Genomic DNA, 18,877 nt, shown 5'->3' with positions numbered 1-18,877 from the left:
AATTTAACATAAAATTTTTTAAAAAGCTGGGATGTTTTCTCGGCTTTTTTGTTTTTAATAATAAGTATTGAGAAACCAGAAGAATTCAGTCATTCTCAGATAATTATTGGTAACCAAATAGGCGAACATAATGCTGAAAACGGCAAACAACAAAGATAAAATTTTCGGAGAATCTTTGTACGAATAAAACAGCCATCCCAATAATAAAGCATAAACAAAAGCAAAATGTCCTCCGTAAATGTACGAAGTGTGAAGCCCGAATCTCAGGATGCAATGAATGACAATATCAAACAAAAAAGAAATCATCAGTACCTGAACCAGTTTGTTTCTGAAATTTTTATAATAACTCCAAAAAATCAATACCAGTAAAACAGCAATAAAAATGTAGGGAATCCACGATGAATAAACGTCCATTACAATGCCTTTGTAATCGTAGCCTTTCATATTATGTTTATCGCGAACAATAAAATTGGAGAACAGGATATTTCCGCCGAAGAAATAAGAAAGAATCATGTCCCAGATAGGAGTGGAGTTTACATTCGAGAACTTTTCATACTGCTCATTCGTTTTGCTGAAAATATTTTCATACTTAAAATCGATTCGGTTTAGATATAATAAAATAAAGCAAATGCAAGTGAAAAATCCTCTGAAAACCGCATTTCCAAATTTCTTCCAACTTTTAAAAAGTCCTTTTTCGAAAGCAACAGGAATGAAAACCTTCACAATATTCGTCACCGTTAAGCCTCCGATGGTAATTCCGGAAAATGCTAAAGCTAAAGCTGGAATTTTTTCTTCTTTTTTAAGCTTGATAGCAGAATAATGATTAAATAAAGTCAGTAAAAATAAGGTATACGTAAAGTTCTCAGGAGTGAAAGAAAGTAATATTGTTGTAGAAAACGATCCGAAAAATGCGATCAGTAAAAGACTGATGAACAAGGGAAGCTGAATGATGTTTTTTAAATATTTAAATACCTGAAGGACGCTCAGGCTTACCGCGATATTGCTGAACCATGCCAGTGCAAATCTGAAATTGCCGTCCATCTTTCCGCCGGAAAAAAGCAGTGCCAGTTCTCTGATCCAGTTGAAAAAATAATAGGAGAGTGGATGTCTTTCGAAACTTCCGCCCGTCATGACGATCGATTTATTATCAAAACTGAAATACGCATCCCACGGAATTCTGGCATCGAAAATAATTTTATGATGGATCGAAATATAAGAACCCAGATATCCGTAAACGACTAAAAAGAAAAGAAAAACAATCAGTTCAATTCCTGTCGAAGGGAAAAGTAATCTGAAAAAATCGATGAATTTTGTTTTGAATTTTGACACCTGCTGAAACTTTCTGCAAAAATAAAATAAAAAACTCACCAAATCTGATGAGTTTGTATATTGATTTTTATGATTTTAAATCTAAGAACTGCACGAAAGCATTGAACATCCCGAAATATCATCATACCCTGAAGGTCTTTTTGCTGAAAATTCCGGATAAATGGTATGGTATGGATTTTCCAATGCATGGGTTAATTTATGCAGCATATCAGTTTTTCCTTCATTGATTTCTTCGATACATTGGTATAAAAGATAATTTCTTAATATAAATTTCGGATTTGCTTTATGCATCAATTCTAAAGATTTTTCCCTTGAAATAATGTTTTTTTCCAGTCTGGATTGGTATTCTTTCATGAAATCTTCCAACTTCGAAATCTTTTCATCATTTAAAAAAGTATAAGACACATTTTCAAACTGAAATCTTAAATCTTTCTGATCGTCATATTTTTCAAGCTCATTAAAAAACAATGTGTAATCAAGCTGAAGATCCTGCATCAGACTTTGCCAGCTGGTGAAAAACTTTTCATCACTTGTCAGTAATTGATCGAAGCCGAATTTTCTGCAAAGCATTCTGTCGTGAGATTCCCAAAAGTAACTTCCGTAATCATTCAGAATATCTTCCAAAAATTTTTCATCTTTAATTAAAGGATGAAGAGCGTTGGCCAATTGCCAAAGATTCCATTGGGAAATCTGTCCCTGTTTTCCAAAGGCATATCTTCTTCCGGGAAGGTCGGTGGTGTTGGGTGTGAAATTCAGATCGTATTCATCCATCATCGAGTAAGGTCCATAATCAATCGTTAAACCTAAAATCGACATATTGTCGGTATTCATTACCCCATGAACAAAACCTACACGATACCATTCGACCATTAAATCAGCAGTTCTTCTGCCAACATTTTCGAAAAAATCTTTGTATTTCTGAACACCTTCTGAAGTGATTTCCTTAAAATAGTTTTCAATGGTAAAATCAACAAGTTCTTGCAAAGTTTTATATTCCTGCTGAGCAGACATCAATTCGAAATGACCAAAACGAAGAAAACTTTCAGCAGTTCTGATAACCACAGCACCTTTTTCTAACTCAGGATTTCCACTGTACATGATGTCTCTTACCACATCTTCTCCTGTAAAGGTTAAACTTAAAGCTCGGGTTGTAGGAACTCCCAAATGAAACATGGCTTCACTCATCAGGTATTCACGAACGGAAGATCTCAAAACGGCTCTTCCGTCGGCGTGTCTGGAGTAAGGCGTTGCTCCGGCTCCTTTCCACTGAATTTCGTTTTTCTCGCCTTTGCTGTTTTTAATTTCTCCCGCAAGAATTGCTCTTCCGTCACCCAATTGCCCTGCCCAGTTTCCAAACTGATGTCCGGCATACGCGGTGGAGTAGGTTTTTACATTTTCGGGAAGTTGGGTTCCGACTAAAAAATTAAGGTCTTTTTCTTCGAATTTTCCCAATCCCATTTCCTCTGAAAGTTTTTCATTAAAAGCAATTAATTTCGGATGATCAAAACCGGCAGGCTCGACCGTAGAAAATAAAACTTTCGGAGTATTTCTCTGCATGGTATTGCCTGAAAAATCTCCGGGAAATATTTTTATAAAGGGTTGTTGTATGTTTTTAATATTCATCTCTCAAAGGTATTAATTAAAAAAGGAAAGACCTTCCAAATGATTGAAAGGTCTTGTATATTTCTAAAAGAGAAATTATTTATTATTGAAGTCTATGTCTTCACCTGTATTCAGGTTTTCATTTACATTTTCTTCTTTTTTGCCCGGGCTTTTCGGTCCGCTGGGATCTACAGGTCGCGGATTTTTAATTTCATCAATCGTCTGCAATCCTCCGTCGTCGCCGTATCCTGAACCTAATCCTTTAAGGTTTGAGCAGCCGTCTTTCCATTCCGAAGGTTTCACAAACTTATCGTCGGGAGAGATTTTCAAGCTCTTGTCTGCCCACACTTTCTTCATGAATATTGCCCAGATCGGTAAAGCCATTTTTGCTCCCTGCCCTTCACCGGTTCCGAAGAAGTGGGTCGCTCTGTCTTCCCATCCAACCCATGCTCCGGTTGCCAGTTTCGGAACGATTCCCATAAACCACCCATCTGAGTTGTTCTGCGTTGTTCCTGTTTTACCTGCAATTTCGATATCTTTTGAAATTCCTTTTCTTCCCAATTCTCCAGAAGCGGTTCCGTACTGCGCCACACCTTTCATCAGTTCAATCATTGTGTAAGCGTAAAGCGGATTCATTACTTCTTTTGGCTCTACATTTACTTCTTTAATTACACGGCTGTTGGCATCCTCAATTCTCCAGATCATTTCCGGTTTGTTGTAGTTACCGTAGTTGGCAAAAGTACTGTAAGCTCCTACCATTTCGTAAATGGTAATATCGGAAGCTCCTAAAGCCATTGGTAAACTTGTAGAGATTTCCTCTGTCACCCCAAGGTCTCTTGCGGTTTGGATCACACTTTGCGTACCTGCCATTTCTGCAAGACGAAGGGCTACCGGGTTTTGAGAGTGTGCCAAAGCATCTTTCAGAGTAAGCATTCCGCCTCTTCCGGGAACGTGATAGCTTCCTTTGTTAAAGCTTGCATTGGATATTGTTGAACAAGGTGTTAATCCTAATTTCATAATTGCCGTTGCATATACAAAAGGCTTAAATGTTGAGCCCACCTGTCTTTTTCCCTGCTTAATGTGGTCATACTGGAAATGCTGCCAGTCGATACCCCCAACCCAGGCTTTGATCTCTCCAGATCCCGGAACTACGGACATTAAACCAGCTTGAGCCACTTTCTTGTGCCATCTGATAGAATCCCAAGGAGACATTTCTACCTCTTCTTCTCCGGCCCAAGTGAAACGGGACGTTTTGATCGGCTTTTTGAATTCAAGCATGATAGAATCTTCTGAAACTCCTGCTGCTTTTAATTGCTTATAGCGTCCGGTTCTCTTCATGGCCTGAACCATTATATCATTAACCTGCTTGTCGTTTACATAGTAGAATGGCCAGTTTTTTCTGCCTCTCTGTTCTGCATCAAATCTTTTCTGAAGATCCGTTAAATGTTCTTTAATTGATTCTTCCGCATACTTCTGCATTTTAGAATCCAGCGTTACGAATATTTTTAAACCGTCTTTATAAAGATTAAGTTTTTTACCGGTTTCTTTTTCGTAATCTTCCAGATATTTATCAATTTCTTTTCTTAAATAGAACTTGTAATATGCAGAATAATCATCATTAATGTTCTTAATAGGATGATAATCTGTAACCACAGGTGTTGCAGAAGCTTTATCAAAAGTAGCTTGATCAATATATCCGGTTTCAAGCATTTGAGATAGAACAACATCTCTTCTGCGTTTTGCTCTTTCCGGATTTCTCATTGGGTTGTTCGCAATAGGTGCTTCTAGCATTGCTACAAAAACAGCAGCTTCCGGAAGGGTAAGTTCGGAGGTTTTTTTGTTAAAATAAATCCTCGAAGCCATTTCAATTCCGTTAGCGTTGTAGGTGAAATCGAATTTGTTAAAATAAAGAGTCACGATTTCCTCTTTAGTATATCTTTTTTCAAGACTTACTGCAACTACCCATTCTTTTAATTTTTGAATAGCTCTTTTGATCGGATTTTTAGAAGGTTCTTTTGTGAACAGTAATTTGGCTAACTGTTGCGTAATGGTCGATCCTCCACCTCTATCTCCACCATATCGTACTGCTCTAAGTATTGATTTTAGATCAATTCCTGAATGTTCTTTAAAACGTTCATCCTCTTTTGCCTGTAAAGCATAGATTAGATGGGGAGGAAGATCTTTATAGATAATAGGTTGAGTCTTTTCTTTTTCAAATTTACCCAACAAAACTCCGTCTGAAGAATAAATCTGGGAAGCCACATAAATATCCGGATTTTCAAGCTCTTTTACATCCGGCATTTCTCCAAGGAATCCTTGGGAAACAGCGAAGAAGAGTCCTGATATTCCTAAAACTACAGCAAGGAATCCGATCCAGATAAATTTAACCCATCTTTTCCAGGCTGTATTTTTCTTTTTTGGAGGAAGAGGGAAGGTTTTCCCTTTATTTCCTGTGTTTTCTTTGTTTTCTGCCATTTATGGTTACGGTTTAGCCGTTTCTATTTTTACTCCAATGTCTTCAATCCCGGGGAGGCTGTCGTTTCTCATGGCCTGAATCATGCCTATTTCATATTTACCTTTTGCCGGGAATTTATAGTTCAGTTTATACTGAAATAAAGTTTCCTTCGTGTCACCAAATCCTGTACCGATCCATTCTCCGTTTGGTTTTGCCAATACATAATTCAAGGTGTCGGTTTGCTTTTTCTTGCTCTGAAGATCGGTGAAATTTACAATAAACCTGATATTGCTATAAGGGTAATTATTGTTATTTCTTACAACAAATATAATATTTTTAGGATTTTGAGGATCCGAAATTTCAAGATTAAATTTTTGTTCACTTTTCTTATTCCATTTACTATCAACGGAATTCATGATAACTTCTCCTTCTGAGGAGGAATTACAGCTAAAGAAAAGGATAAGAGGCAATAATCCTAAAATTTTACGCATTGTTGTCTTTTTTGGGAGGAAACTTCTTTTTGAATTTCTTTTTATTTGGATTAGGTTTCTTTTCAGCATCAGAACCTGGTGCAGTTTCTACTTTTTCCAACTGAGCTTTAGGCTGTTGAGGCTTCTGCTGTCTAGGTTGTTGATTGTTAGAGTTTGCATTCGGGTTTTGTTGCTGTTTAGGCTGTTTCTGAGGTCTTTCAGATCTTTCACTTTTCTCAGCACGGTCTTGCCTTTCAGGTCTGTTATTATTGGGTTTGTTATTTTTGTTTTGCCCCTGATTTTGACTGTTCTGATTGTTGTTGTTCGGTCTGTTCTGATTTCTGTTTTTGTTGTTACCTCTGTTTTTCTTCTCGAATCGGTCTACACTGTTTTCCTGAATTAAATCAATGCTAACTGCAGGAATATCAGTTTGTTTTAATTCTTCAAGAGGAAGGGTTTTTTCGCCGCGTTTGTTTTTTGATATTAATTTTTTAACCAAATCAATATCAAAGTCATACCATGCGATAGAATTTTCCACGTAAGCAAACCACATTTTCTTTTTGAAAACGTCGATTTTAATACAGAAAGCTCTTCCTTTCTCCGTATCCAATGTTGTTGAAGAAGAAGGGAAATGGCTTAAAGCATCCAAATAGCTGTCTAATTCGTAATTAAGACAGCATTTAAGTTTACCGCACTGCCCGGCTAGTTTTTGAGGATTGATACTCAATTGTTGGTATCTTGCCACATTGGTATTCACAGATCTGAAATCTGTCAACCATGTGGAACAGCAAAGCTCTCTTCCACAAGATCCTATTCCGCCTACTTTTGCCGCTTCCTGACGGAAACCGATCTGCTTCATATCGATTTTTGTACGGAAAGCTCCGGCATAATCTTTAATCAGCTGTCTGAAATCCACACGGCTGTCTGCGGTGTAATAAAATGTAACTTTCGATGCATCTCCTTGGTACTCAACATCTGTAATCTTCATTTCGAGACCCAGTCTGTGAGCAATCTTTCGTGCTTCTATTTTTACACTCTCTTCTTTCTTCCTTACTTCCTGCCAAACTTCAAGATCTTTCTGATTGGCCTGTCTATATATTTTAAGGGCAGATTCTTCAGAAGCTTTTTTCTTCTTCATCTGAATCTTTACCAATTCTCCGGTGAGACTTACCACACCTACATCATGTCCGGGACTCGATTCTACTGTAACTACACTACCTATGTGTAATGGGATATTATTGATATTTTTATAAAACGATTTTCTGTCATTTTTAAATCTAACTTCCACAAAATCACACCTGTTTGGTGCGGGGTTGTTGATGTTAGAAAGCCAGTCAAAAACACTTAATTTATAACTATTACCACAGGTATTTACATTTTCACAGCCATTCGCGGTTTTCTTGGGTCCGCAAGAATGTGCAGAATCGCCGGATGTTTTACATCCACAACTCATATATTATATGTTTAATTTGCAAATTTATGATTTTTATCTTTATGTGGTCTAAAATAATCAAATATTCGGGAATCACTTTGTTTAATGTTAAACAATATTTTACGCCGTGTATTTGTTTTTCATTAATTATTTAATAATGATAGTTTTAAATATTTATTTCACTAAGTTATTATTTTAAACATAGTTTTCTTTTGCTGCATCGTTTAAAAAATTATGATTTATTAACAGGCGTAACCAAAATAATTTTATATTTGGGTTATATAATAATAGTCTATGAAAAAAATATTAGTATCAACTGCATTATTGGCAGGAGTTCTATCTTACGCAGGAGGCTTCAGGGTTTCTCTGCAAGGGGTAAAACAATTGGCAATGGCGCATACCAGTGCGCATGCTGAAGATGCAAGTGTTGCATTCTTTAACCCTGCGGGTATGTCATTTATTCCTTCAAAGCTAAGTATTGTAGCCGGAGGATTTGGAGCAAGTAACAAAGTTACTTTTCAGAATTTGAATACTTTACAGAGCACGGAGACTGATAACCCCCTGGGAACGCCTGTTTATGCAGCGATTGCCTATAAGCCAATAGACAAACTTTCTGTTGGTTTCAGTTTTTCAACTCCTTTTGGTAGTACTATTGAATGGCCGAATGACTGGGAGGGAAAAGAAATGGTTCAGAAACTTGAGCTGAAGAGCTATTATTTCCAGCCGATGGTTTCCTATAAATTTAATGAGTGGTTGGCTTTCGGTGCGAGTTATATCTACGGAAGAGGGACTGTGAACTGGGACAGAGCTGTTACCCAATTCGGAGGAGATCTTAACCTTGACAGTAAAGCGAGTGGACACGGTTACGGATTCGGTTTTTATTTCAGACCAGATCCTAAATTGGATGTGAGTATTGCTTACCGTTCGCCGGTGGATATGAAAGCTAAAAACGGAAAAGCTACCTTTAAATTTCCATCGTCCTCAGTATATCCTTTGTTAGGTCTTGATCCTGCAACGGGAACAGATGGCTTTAAGGCAACTTTACCTTTGGTGGAAGAATATACAATTGGTTTAACGTATAAAATTACTCCGAAATGGTTGGTTTCTGCAGACTTCAACTATCACGGATGGTCCAGATATACTCAGCTGACATTGGATTTTGCAAGTGCTCCGGTTGGAAACCAGGCATCGGATCCTACAGTTTCTGTTTCTCCTAAAAACTTCAGAAACTCGAAGACTGTAAGATTAGGAACTCAATATGCGTTTTCTAATATGATTTACGGTCGTTTGGGAGCTTATTATGATGAGTCACCTTATTCTGATGATCACTTTATTCCGGAAACACCTTCATTTAATACGTATGTTGTAACGGGTGGGGTTGGTTTTAAATTAAAACAATTCGGAGTTGACGTGGCTGGTGGATATGCAATGCCTCAGGCAAGAGACGTGAAAAACTCTACGTTAGGTTTCTACGGACAGGCTAAAGCTACGGCATTCTATTTAGGTTTAGGTTTATCTTACAATCCTTTTTAATTGAAAGACTATGAAAAAAATTATAATTTCTACATTCGCTATTTCCGCACTTCTTTTTACAACGAGTTGCGAGGATGATTTTGATACAGACGTAAGCGAGGTTGTTGTCACTAAAGGTGAAGCTGATTTTACGAGATATGTTTCTCTTGGAAACTCTTTAACATCAGGATATAGAGATGGGGCGCTTTATCGCGACGGACAAAATGAATCTTATCCTTCAATGATTGCAGCACAGATGAAGTTGGTCGGAGGAGGTGATTTCAAACAGCCAATGATGCCTGATAATTATGGGGGGCTTCTTCTTAATGTTGGGGGAAGCACAAATGTTCAGATTGCAAGTACCAAACTATATATTGACAGCTTTATTAATGGATCTCCTGATTTGAAAAATGCAAATGGAGGTGTTGCGACTACTGTAACAAATACTGTTCTTACAGGTCCTTTCAACAATTTAGGAGTCCCGGGAGCGAAAGTTTCACATTTATTGGCTCCCGGTTACGGTAACGTTTCAGGGGTAATTCCAAAAACTGCAAATCCTTATTTCGTAAGGTTTGCTTCAAGTCCGACTACATCTATTATTGCTGATTTTAAAGCTCAGAATCCCACATTCTTCTCTTTGTGGATTGGAAATAATGATGCTTTGTTATATGCTTTGGCAGGTGCTGACGGATCTGCAGAGACTTTAACACCACCTGCTCAATTTGCCCAATATTATAATTTATTGATCAATGAGATTGCAAGTACAAATGCTAAAGGAGTTATTGCTAATATTCCTAGTGTAACATCTATTCCTTCTTTAACTACCATTCCCACAAATCCTTTGACGGCTGCTGTTTTAGGAAACGGAAATGTAGCAATAGGAGAAGCTACAATTGATAACCTAAATACAAATATTTATGGACCTCTCAATCAGATTCTAACGGCTTTAGGAGCTGGAGACAGAATTAAACCTCTTTCTAAGACGGCTTCTAATCCACTGCTTATTAAAGATGAAAGTTTAACACCTTTAAATACACAAATTACTGCGGCGGCATTAGCTTCAGGGAATACTCAGCTAATTGCTTTGGCTGCTTATCTTGGAGCAACTTATGGACAAGCCCGACAAGCAAAGCCGGGAGATTTAGTGCCATTAACTACAAAAGCAGCGATTGGCACACTCGAAACTGTTCCTGCGGGAGTTCCTGCAAGTCTTGGAGCAAGAGGAGTTGCTTATCCATTTGCAGACAAATATGTATTGATACCTTCTGAGATTACAGAGATTAATACAGCTATTGATGCTTATAATGTAACAATTAAAGCCGCTGCAGCTGCAAAAGGATATGCTTTTGTTGATGCAAATAAAAAAATGAATGAGCTTGGCTCTCAATCAGGAATCTCTTGGGATGGTGTAAAGTATACAGCTAAATTTGTAAGTGGAGGTGCTTTTTCTTTAGACGGAGTACATCTTACGGGAAGAGGATATGCTATCATTGCGAATGAATTTATTAAATCCATAAATGCGACATACAAATCCACACTACCACAGGTAAATCCAAATAATTATTCGGGAGTAACGTTCCCATAATTATTGATAAAATAAAAACTTAGAAACCACAGGATTGATTCTTGTGGTTTTTTTTTAAATTTGCAAAATCTTTAAAAAGTAAAAATGGCCGATCAGTTAACTTATCTATTTTCTACAAGGACTAGTATGGACTTGGCAGAGAAAATTGCTCAACATTATGGGCAGGAATTAGGAAAAATCAACTTTCAGACATTCAGCGACGGGGAATTTGAACCTGTTTTGGACGAATCTGTAAGAGGTGGAAGAGTTTTCTTAATTGGATCTACATTCCCTCCAGCAGACAATTTATTAGAACTTCTCTTAATGATTGACGCTGCAAAAAGAGCTTCTGCTAAAAACATCACTGTTGTGCTTCCTTACTTTGGGCTTGCGAGACAAGACAGAAAGGATAAGCCAAGAGCCCCCATCGGAGCAAAATTGGTTGCAAATCTTTTAACGGCAGCAGGTGCTACGAGAATCATGACAATGGATCTTCACGCAGATCAGATCCAGGGATTCTTCGAAATTCCGGTAGATCACTTATACGCATCTACTATTTTTGTTGATTATATCAGAGAATTAAATCTTGAGAACCTTACCATCGCTTCTCCGGATATGGGAGGTGCAAAAAGAGCGAAAAATTACGCAGGCCACTTAGGGGCAGACGTAGTAATTGCTTACAAAGAAAGAAAAAAGGCAAACGTTGTAGAAGAAATGTTCCTTATCGGAGACGTTGTAGGAAAGAACGTTATCCTTATTGATGATATGATTGACACAGCAGGTACACTTTGCAAAGCGGCAGACATCTTAATGGAAAAAGGAGCAAAATCTGTAAGAGCTATGGCAACTCACGGGGTACTTTCAGGAAAGGCTTACGACAATATTGAAAATTCAAAATTGTTGGAAGTTATTGTAACTGACTCAATTCCTGTGAAAAATAATTTGTCATCTAAAATAAAAGTGCTATCTTGCGCCCCATTATTTGCGGACGTTATGAAGATGGTTCATGAGCACAGATCAATTAGCAGTAAGTTTGTTATTTAATTGATAATTAAAGTTTTGCAAATTAAAAAAGAAACAATTTTTTAAATTTTTTATAAATGAAATCTATTACAATTCAAGGTACAAAAAGAGAAAGCGTGGGCAAAAAGTCTACAAAAGCTTTACGTGATGCTGAATTAGTTCCTTGTGTTGTTTACGGAGGTGAAGCTCCTTTGAACTTCTCTGCAGAAGAGAAAGCATTCAAAGGTTTAGTATACACTCCTGAAGCACACACGGTATCTATTGAGGTTGATGGTCAAACAATTCCGGCTGTTCTTCAGGATATTCAGTTTCACCCGATTACAGACAAAATTCTTCACGCAGATTTCTATCAACTAGCTGACGATAAGCCAGTTATCATGGAAGTTCCTGTAAGAATTACTGGTCGTTCTAAAGGTGTTGTAGCTGGTGGTGTTCTTCGTCAGTCTTTCAGAAAATTGAAAGTAAAAGCTATCCCTGCTAACTTGCCAGATGAGATCGTTGTAGATGTTACTCCATTAAGAATCGGTAACAAACTTTACATCGGAGCTATCAAAACAGAAGGATATTCTTTCATGCACCCAGACAATGCAGTTGTTGTAGCTGTTAAGATGTCTAGAAATGCAATGAAAGGTGGTGCAGCAATGCAGGATGATGAGGATGAAGAAGAAGTTGCAACTGAAGAAGGTGCAGCTCCAGCAGCAGAAGAAACAACTGCAGCAGAATAAGGATTACTTATTTAAAAATATAAAACCTGTCAATTTTTGGCAGGTTTTTTTTATGATACAAAAGAAATAGTATGAGTTCAAATCTTGGTATCCTTTATAAGTGAAACGACTCTGTGAGCTTAAAAAGGAGTCAAAAAGAACTAGCATTGTTGTCATTTGCTGAGTGAAACGCTTTAGTGAACTAAAAATATTATCATAAAAATCTCCATTCCATCGATCTTTAGCCTTAAAAGCATAAGGCATATCTCACATCGAATCTTTCTATCAACAGACAGCCGTCTCTCATCAGCCACAATCCGAAAAAAAGCCGTAAATTTGAAGAGTTCTAAATAAGAACGTTTTAATTTAAAATTTTAATAAATGTTTGACATTCAGGAAATCAGAAGTCAGTTTTCTATATTAGACAGGCAGGTGAACGGTAAGCCTTTGGTTTACTTAGATAATGCGGCGACATCTCAGAAGCCAAATTCAGTTTTGGAAGTTTGGAACAAATATTACACAGAACTCAACGCTAACGTACATAGAGGAATTCATACATTAAGCCAATTAGCAACGGAAGAAATGGAACTTTCCAGAAGAAAAATCCAGAAATTCATCAATGCTAAAAATGATTTTGAAGTAATTTTTACAAAAGGAACTACAGAAGGATTAAACCTCATCGCTTATATTTTAACTCAACAATTAAAAAAGGACGATGAAATCATCATTTCTTATCTGGAGCATCATTCAAACATCGTTCCGTGGCAAATGCTTTGTGAAAGAACGGGGGCAAAATTAAGAGTCATTCCGATCGACGAAAACGGAATTCTTCAGCTTGATAAATTTGATGAATTTTTAAGTGAAAAAACGAAGGTTGTTTCTGTGAATCAGGTTTCTAATGCGTTGGGGATAGTAAACCCAATCGAGGAAATTATTGCAAGAACAAGAAAAAATACAAAAGCATACATTGTCATTGACGGAGCGCAATCTGCTCCTCACTTTACCATCGATGCTCAGAAAATGGACTGCGATTTCTTCGTTTTCTCAGGTCATAAAATGTATGCGCCGATGGGAACAGGAATTTTATACGGAAAACAGGAAATTCTTGAAGATTTGCCACCATTCCATGGAGGAGGAGAAATGATTGCAACGTGCTCTTTTGACGGAACGACTTATGCAGGTTTACCTTTTAAATATGAAGCAGGAACTCCAAACGTAGGTGGAAATATTGCTTTGGGAGCTGCTGTAGATTTTATTCAGAAAGTAGGACAGGAGAATATCCAAAATCATGAAAATGCTTTGTTGGAATATGCTCAAAGGCATCTTTTGGAATTGGAAGGAATTAAAATTTACGGTGAAAAAGCCAACAGAACAGGGGTTGTTTCTTTCAACTTAGAAGGAATCGGGATTGCTTCGGATGTAGGAATGATCCTGGATAAATTAGGAGTTGCCGTAAGAACCGGGCATCACTGTACACAACCCATCATGAACTTTTTTAACATTGCAGGAACGGTAAGAGCCAGTTTTGCGGTTTACAATACTTTTGAGGAAATTGATATTTTAATTGAAGGTGTGAAAAAAGCACAGAGAATGCTTGGTTAAGCAAATTATTCAATAACAGTAATATAAGCAACACCTCTTATTTCGGAGGTGTTTTTATTGCTTTAAAATAAAATATTCAAATTATGATGTTTTTTAATCTAAAATTGAATTTTATTCACTCATAAATAAGTAATTTTAATGAAGATTTAAAAACTTGTACCATGAAAAAAAATTTACTACTCTTTTTATTGTCCTCTAGCCTTAGCAATGCGCAGGTATTTTCAGAAAACTTTAATGGAGGAGTATTACCTACAGGATGGACGGTAAGTAATGCGAATACTTCCTTTAATTGGGGAGTGGGAAGCCAAAACAGTTTTGCAAATTTCTCTAGTGGAAATGCTTTTTTTGATGATAATAATGCGGGGCCGGGAAGTATTAATCCCGACGCAAGATTAGTTTCACCAATGATTAGCCTATCAGGAGTTGCGAATCCGAAGTTATCTTTTAAATATGCTAACATGATTTATAATCTTAATTCAACGATGAAAGTTGAAGCATTCAACGGAACTTCTTGGGTACAGATTTTTACAACCTCAGGTACTTCCGGAACTTGGGGTATTGATTTTAATACATTTAAATATATAATTAATGCTTATAGTTTGGCTTCTAATATTGATTTGACTCCTTATGTTAATGCTAATTTTAGGTTAAGATTTATATATAACGATGTAGGAGACTATTCTTATGGTTTTGTTATGGATGATATTACAATTACTTCAGGAAACGTTTTAGCGACATCAGATATTTTACTTAAAGATCAGTTCGAGGTTTATCCCAATCCTGTAAAAGATAATTTTTACATTAGATCAGATATAAAATCAGTCACAAAGATTTCTGTAACTGATATGTCTGGAAAACTTATAAAAACAGTGGAAGGAAAATCAGATGGATATAATATATCAGATCTCCCAAAAGGAACTTATATCATTCTCATTACAAATGATAAAGAAATAACACGAAAAAAAATAATAAAACAATAAAGTTTGAAAGCTTCTGAAAATCAGAAGCTTTTTTGTTTTTCAAAGATTTACCTTTGAAAAAATTTAAAAAAGAAAATTTTTTTTTCAAAATGTGTAACCTTTTCAGTTTTGTATTGTCTTACTAATAGAAACAAAATAATTATGAAGCTTCTGTTCGGAAATAAAAAAGACGATTTGCTCACCCGCCTGAAGAGGCAGGATCCGGCTGCCCAGAAAATTTTTTATGATCAGAATGTAAAGAAATTTTTAAGTGTAAGCAGGAGCTATATCAATGATTTGTATCAGGCAGAAGATTGTCTTATCAAGGCGTTCTGCAAAATTTTTAAAAGTATAGAAAGTTTTCGTGGTGAAGGCAGCTTTGAGGGCTGGGCAAGGAGAATCGTGGTGAACGAATGTCTTAATTTTATCAAAAGCCATAAAACGGTATTTTACCTCGATGACATCAACCAATCTTATCTTGAGGAAATTCAGGAAGAAAATTTGGACTTTGATTTTAATGCACAGGATCTTTTAGATCAGCTTCCGGATCCTTACAGAATGGTTTTTAACCTTTATGTAATAGAAGAATATTCGCATCAGGAAATTGCAGAGACACTGAATATTTCTTTGGCAGTAAGCAAAACCCAACTCTTCAGAGCAAAAGAGAAACTGAGAAAGATCTACTTTCAACAACAAAAAAAACTGAAAAATGAACACGTCTAAAAATAATCTTGAATATCAGATAAAAAAGCAGATTGATGAAAGGGAAATAGATCCTTCTAGAGATCTGTGGAGCGAAATTCAGTCTCACACTGAAAATACTGATTCAAAAAAGGCTAAATTGAACTGGTATCTGATGGCGGCATGTCTCGTTTTGACAGTTAGCCTGGGAGCTGTTTTGTTTTTCTCCAATAAGAAAACGATAGAGGTAAGATCTCAGATGGTAAAAAAGGGAGATAAGTCTTTAGAAGAAAATTTTATCATTCCTGAAAAAGATGAAACTCCGATATTGGTGAAGAATCAGGAAACTCCGACAGAAATAAAAGACAATTTACCTTCCGGTAAGAAAGAAAATAAGGCTTTGCCCATTGCTGTTGAAGAAAAAAAAGTGAGTGTTCCTGCTTATCGGGAAAATAAAATAGAAGCGTTGCCTGAAATATCGTACTCGCAACCTACAAAAATTATAGCGAGTATAGATTCTGCAAAAGTTCCTGCCAGAAAGAAAAAATATATAGATCCTTCTACATTGTTATTCTCTGTTGAGCACAAAGATGTAATTGAAAAAACCAAAGACGGAAGCAATGTTGCGACCATCGATCTGAATATAAAATAGCCTTTTTTAACGATAAAAAACAAGTACATGATCAAGAAATTTATCCTGATGGGATGCGTGTGCCTATTTTCGGCATCCTTTGCGCAGAAAAAATTGAAAATAAGCCTTAGCTCTAAAAAAGAAACTGAGGTAAGCCCCATCGTCAAAGAAAAAGTAGAAGAGTATGCTGCTAAAATCAATACCATTATTCAGGAAGAGAAAAAGCTGATGGAGGAGGAGCTGAAGGTTCTTCAGGCTAAAAATCTCGATAAGACTGAATTTGATAAAGAAAAAGCACAAGTTGCAGACCGTTATTCGGAAAAGATAGACCAGAGAATAGAAAGTCTTGGATTCGATTTGGATTCTGTAATCCAGAAGCAGGTGAAATATTCGCTTCTTAATTCAGATGTGACTTCCAATGAAGAGATTAAAGCAAAACTTCTGAAGAAATTTCGTCCGGCAAGAAGTGTTACAGGATATTTTTCTTATGGAATTATGACGCTGACTAATGATCTTCCGGATAATGAGTTGGATAAAAATATCGGATATGCCAACAACCTTGAATTTGGACTAAAACTTCATTATCAATTCACAAGAACAAGTTCTTGGGCGTTAACTTCCGGTTTGGGCTTTTCATGGAGAACAGTTCGTACAGACAACGATATGGTTTTTGCTAAAGATGCCGATAATGGGATTTATTTAGAAAAATATTCAGGAAGTCTGGATAAAAATAAGCTTAGAACGGGATATATCATGGTTCCGCTTGGGATTCAGTATAATTTTTCGAAGGTTAAAGATGCCGGAATGGATATCAAATACAGAAATTGCTATGAAGGCTTTAAAGTTGGGGCCAATGTTTACGGAGGTGTGCAGATGTCTACCAATAATATCATCAAAGGAAATGAGGCAGAGCTGAGACACAGAGGGAATTATCAGGTAAATCCGTTTGTATATGGCGCTCAGTTTACCGTATCCTATGACAATATAAGCCTTTTTGTGAAGAGAGATTTCAGCAATTATTTCAAAGACAGCTATTTCAAAAATGACAAAGCTTTGGTGTTTGGATTAAGCATTGGATTCGAGTAGAATAACTATTTTTATTACATTTAAGAGGATTAAAAACTAATATCAGACGACCTAATTTTGGAATATAACCGGAAAAATAATAATTTTTCAAAACAATAGTATTAAGAAAGTTATAAAACTTCACATTAACATTCATAGATAAATTGATAAAAGGTCGGGGAGTATTTCCCGATCTTTTTGTTTTTCTAAAATCTTTATCAAGAGAAACCCCGGACTGCTCCAGGGTTTTATTAACATATAGTTTAATAAATAGAAAAATCTATTTCAAACTTCCCACCATATCTTCAGGTTTTACCCACTCATCAAATTGTTCAGCAGTTAAAAGTCCGAGATTGATAGCTTCTTCTTTTAAAGTTGTTCCGTTTTTATGGGCGGTTTTTGCAATTTTTGCTGCATTTTCATAGCCGATATGCGTGTTCAAAGCGGTTACCAACATCAGTGATTTATCAACCAATTCTTTGATTCTCTCATGATTCGGCTCAATTCCCACCGCGCAATGATCATTAAATGAAATACATGCATCAGCAATTAACTGTGCAGACTGCAAGAAATTGTAAGCCATCACCGGTTTGAAAACATTCAGCTCATAATTTCCCTGAGTTCCTGCAAAAGAAATCGTGGTGTCATTCCCTAAAACCTGAGCGCAAACCATCGTCATCGCTTCATTTTGTGTAGGATTTACTTTTCCCGGCATAATAGAAGAGCCCGGCTCATTTTCAGGAATATGAATTTCCCCGATTCCCGAACGAGGGCCAGAAGCTAATAATCTTATATCCTGAGCAATTTTATATAAAGAAACCGCCAATTGCTTTAGAGCTCCGTGAGATTCTACAATGGCATCGTGCGCAGCCAATGCTTCGAATTTATTTTCAGCGGTTACAAAAGGAAGATTCGTGAATTTTGCAATATATTCTGCTACTTTTACGTCATAACCTTGAGGTGTATTTAAACCTGTTCCCACTGCTGTTCCTCCCAAAGCCAGCTCAGAAAGATGGGGTAATGTGTTTTTTAATGCTTTAATTCCGTAATTCAACTGGGCAACATATCCTGAAAATTCCTGGCCTAAAGTTAAAGGCGTTGCATCCATCAAATGCGTTCTCCCGATTTTTACAATGTCTTTAAAAGCTTCTGCTTTTTCGTTCAACGTATTTTTTAGTTTCTCAACCGCAGGAATGGTTACCTCTACTACTTTTTTGTAAGCAGCGATATGCATTGCAGTTGGATAAGTATCGTTTGACGACTGAGATTTATTCACATCATCATTCGGATGAACTTCTGTTTTGTCTCCGAGATTTCCTCCGGCATTTACGTGCGAACGATTGGCAATGACTTCATTTACGTTCATGTTCGATTGAGTTCCCGAACCGGTTTGCCAGATCACCAAAGGAAACTGATCGTTTAATTTTCCTTCTAAGATTTCGTCGCAGACTTTTCCGATCATATCTCTTTTTTCAGCGGAAAGAACTCCTAAATCCGTATTGGTAAATGCGGCTGCTTTTTTTAAATAAGCAAATGCCTCAATAATCTCCTGTGGCATAGAACCTTCTGGGCCGATTTTGAAATTGTTTCTTGAACGTTCTGTCTGTGCACCCCAAAATTTATCAGCAGGAACCTGCACTTCACCCATGGTGTCTTTTTCTATTCTGTAATTCATTGTGAAATTGTTTTGTTAAGGTTTAGGTTGAGGTTTGGGATAAGATTAGTCTCAACCTCAACCTCATTCTCAATTGATAAAGTTAAACAATGCTTTAAACTCATGCAATTTATAATCATTATAAATATCAATCTAAATCACTGATTTTGCTCATGTTTTTTTCTGTAAGCCGT

General features: G+C 36.6%; 15 protein-coding genes. 9 read left to right on the top strand and 6 right to left on the bottom strand.

The window, feature by feature from the left end; all coding sequences use genetic code 11:
* Window positions 1-54 precede the first annotated feature (54 nt).
* From BUA89_RS13095 to BUA89_RS13075, 5 genes are all read right to left on the bottom strand, one after another.
* Complete coding sequence (locus BUA89_RS13095) at window positions 55-1,329, bottom strand: DUF6080 domain-containing protein (RefSeq protein ID WP_072958550.1); 1,275 nt, start codon at window positions 1,327-1,329, stop codon at window positions 55-57.
* A gap of 81 nt (window positions 1,330-1,410) precedes the next feature.
* Window positions 1,411-2,952, bottom strand: coding sequence for a protein adenylyltransferase SelO (locus BUA89_RS13090; protein WP_072958547.1), 1,542 nt, complete (start codon window positions 2,950-2,952; stop codon window positions 1,411-1,413).
* A gap of 75 nt (window positions 2,953-3,027) precedes the next feature.
* The gene (locus BUA89_RS13085) at window positions 3,028-5,406 is read right to left on the bottom strand and encodes a penicillin-binding protein 1A (protein ID WP_072958544.1); all 2,379 of its coding nucleotides are present in this window, start codon (window positions 5,404-5,406) and stop codon (window positions 3,028-3,030) included.
* Between the two features lie 6 nt (window positions 5,407-5,412).
* Window positions 5,413-5,877 carry a gliding motility lipoprotein GldH gene (locus tag BUA89_RS13080; protein ID WP_072958541.1) on the bottom strand — a complete coding sequence of 155 codons (465 nt, stop codon included), beginning with the start codon at window positions 5,875-5,877 and terminating at the stop codon, window positions 5,413-5,415.
* Entirely contained in the window at window positions 5,870-7,309 is a 1,440-nt protein-coding gene (locus BUA89_RS13075) for a PSP1 domain-containing protein (RefSeq protein ID WP_072958538.1), read from the bottom strand. Before BUA89_RS13075 ends, BUA89_RS13080 begins: the two co-directional genes overlap by 8 nt.
* Window positions 7,310-7,582: 273 nt before the next feature.
* Here BUA89_RS13075 and BUA89_RS13070 point away from each other — a divergent pair, with 273 nt between their 5' ends.
* From BUA89_RS13070 to BUA89_RS13030, 9 genes are all read left to right on the top strand, one after another.
* Complete coding sequence (locus tag BUA89_RS13070; RefSeq protein ID WP_072958535.1) at window positions 7,583-8,821, top strand: OmpP1/FadL family transporter; 1,239 nt, start codon at window positions 7,583-7,585, stop codon at window positions 8,819-8,821.
* A 10-nt stretch (window positions 8,822-8,831) separates the two neighbouring features.
* Window positions 8,832-10,385 (top strand): G-D-S-L family lipolytic protein, encoded by a 1,554-nt coding sequence (locus BUA89_RS13065; protein WP_072958533.1) that lies wholly within the window; start codon window positions 8,832-8,834, stop codon window positions 10,383-10,385.
* An 84-nt stretch (window positions 10,386-10,469) separates the two neighbouring features.
* Entirely contained in the window at window positions 10,470-11,408 is a 939-nt protein-coding gene (locus BUA89_RS13060; protein WP_072958532.1) for a ribose-phosphate pyrophosphokinase, read from the top strand.
* A gap of 56 nt (window positions 11,409-11,464) precedes the next feature.
* On the top strand, window positions 11,465-12,112 hold the full coding sequence (locus BUA89_RS13055; protein ID WP_072958529.1) for a 50S ribosomal protein L25/general stress protein Ctc: 648 nt from the start codon (window positions 11,465-11,467) through the stop codon (window positions 12,110-12,112).
* 360 nt (window positions 12,113-12,472) lie between these two features.
* Window positions 12,473-13,693 (top strand): cysteine desulfurase, encoded by a 1,221-nt coding sequence (locus tag BUA89_RS13050; protein ID WP_072958526.1) that lies wholly within the window; start codon window positions 12,473-12,475, stop codon window positions 13,691-13,693.
* Window positions 13,694-13,854: 161 nt separating this feature from the next.
* Entirely contained in the window at window positions 13,855-14,673 is an 819-nt protein-coding gene (locus BUA89_RS13045; protein WP_072958523.1) for a T9SS type A sorting domain-containing protein, read from the top strand.
* Between the two features lie 141 nt (window positions 14,674-14,814).
* A complete protein-coding gene (locus BUA89_RS13040) occupies window positions 14,815-15,375 on the top strand; it encodes an RNA polymerase sigma factor (RefSeq protein ID WP_072958520.1) in 561 nt (186 codons plus the stop codon).
* Window positions 15,362-15,985, top strand: a complete 624-nt coding sequence (locus BUA89_RS13035; RefSeq protein WP_072958515.1) for a hypothetical protein — start codon at window positions 15,362-15,364, stop codon at window positions 15,983-15,985. Before BUA89_RS13040 ends, BUA89_RS13035 begins: the two co-directional genes overlap by 14 nt.
* 27 nt (window positions 15,986-16,012) lie before the next feature.
* Window positions 16,013-17,050 (top strand): outer membrane beta-barrel protein, encoded by a 1,038-nt coding sequence (locus BUA89_RS13030; protein ID WP_072958512.1) that lies wholly within the window; start codon window positions 16,013-16,015, stop codon window positions 17,048-17,050.
* Window positions 17,051-17,309: 259 nt separating this feature from the next.
* On the opposite strand, the gene fumC is transcribed toward BUA89_RS13030, so the two are convergent.
* The gene (fumC, locus tag BUA89_RS13025; RefSeq protein ID WP_072958510.1) at window positions 17,310-18,704 is read right to left on the bottom strand and encodes a class II fumarate hydratase; all 1,395 of its coding nucleotides are present in this window, start codon (window positions 18,702-18,704) and stop codon (window positions 17,310-17,312) included.
* Between the last annotated feature and the right edge of the window lie 173 nt (window positions 18,705-18,877).

This window comes from Chryseobacterium arachidis (assembly GCF_900129245.1).
Taxonomy (GTDB): domain Bacteria; phylum Bacteroidota; class Bacteroidia; order Flavobacteriales; family Weeksellaceae; genus Chryseobacterium; species Chryseobacterium arachidis.
Note: the sequence above shows the minus strand (reverse complement) of the source record. Positions and strands in the feature narration are given on the sequence as shown.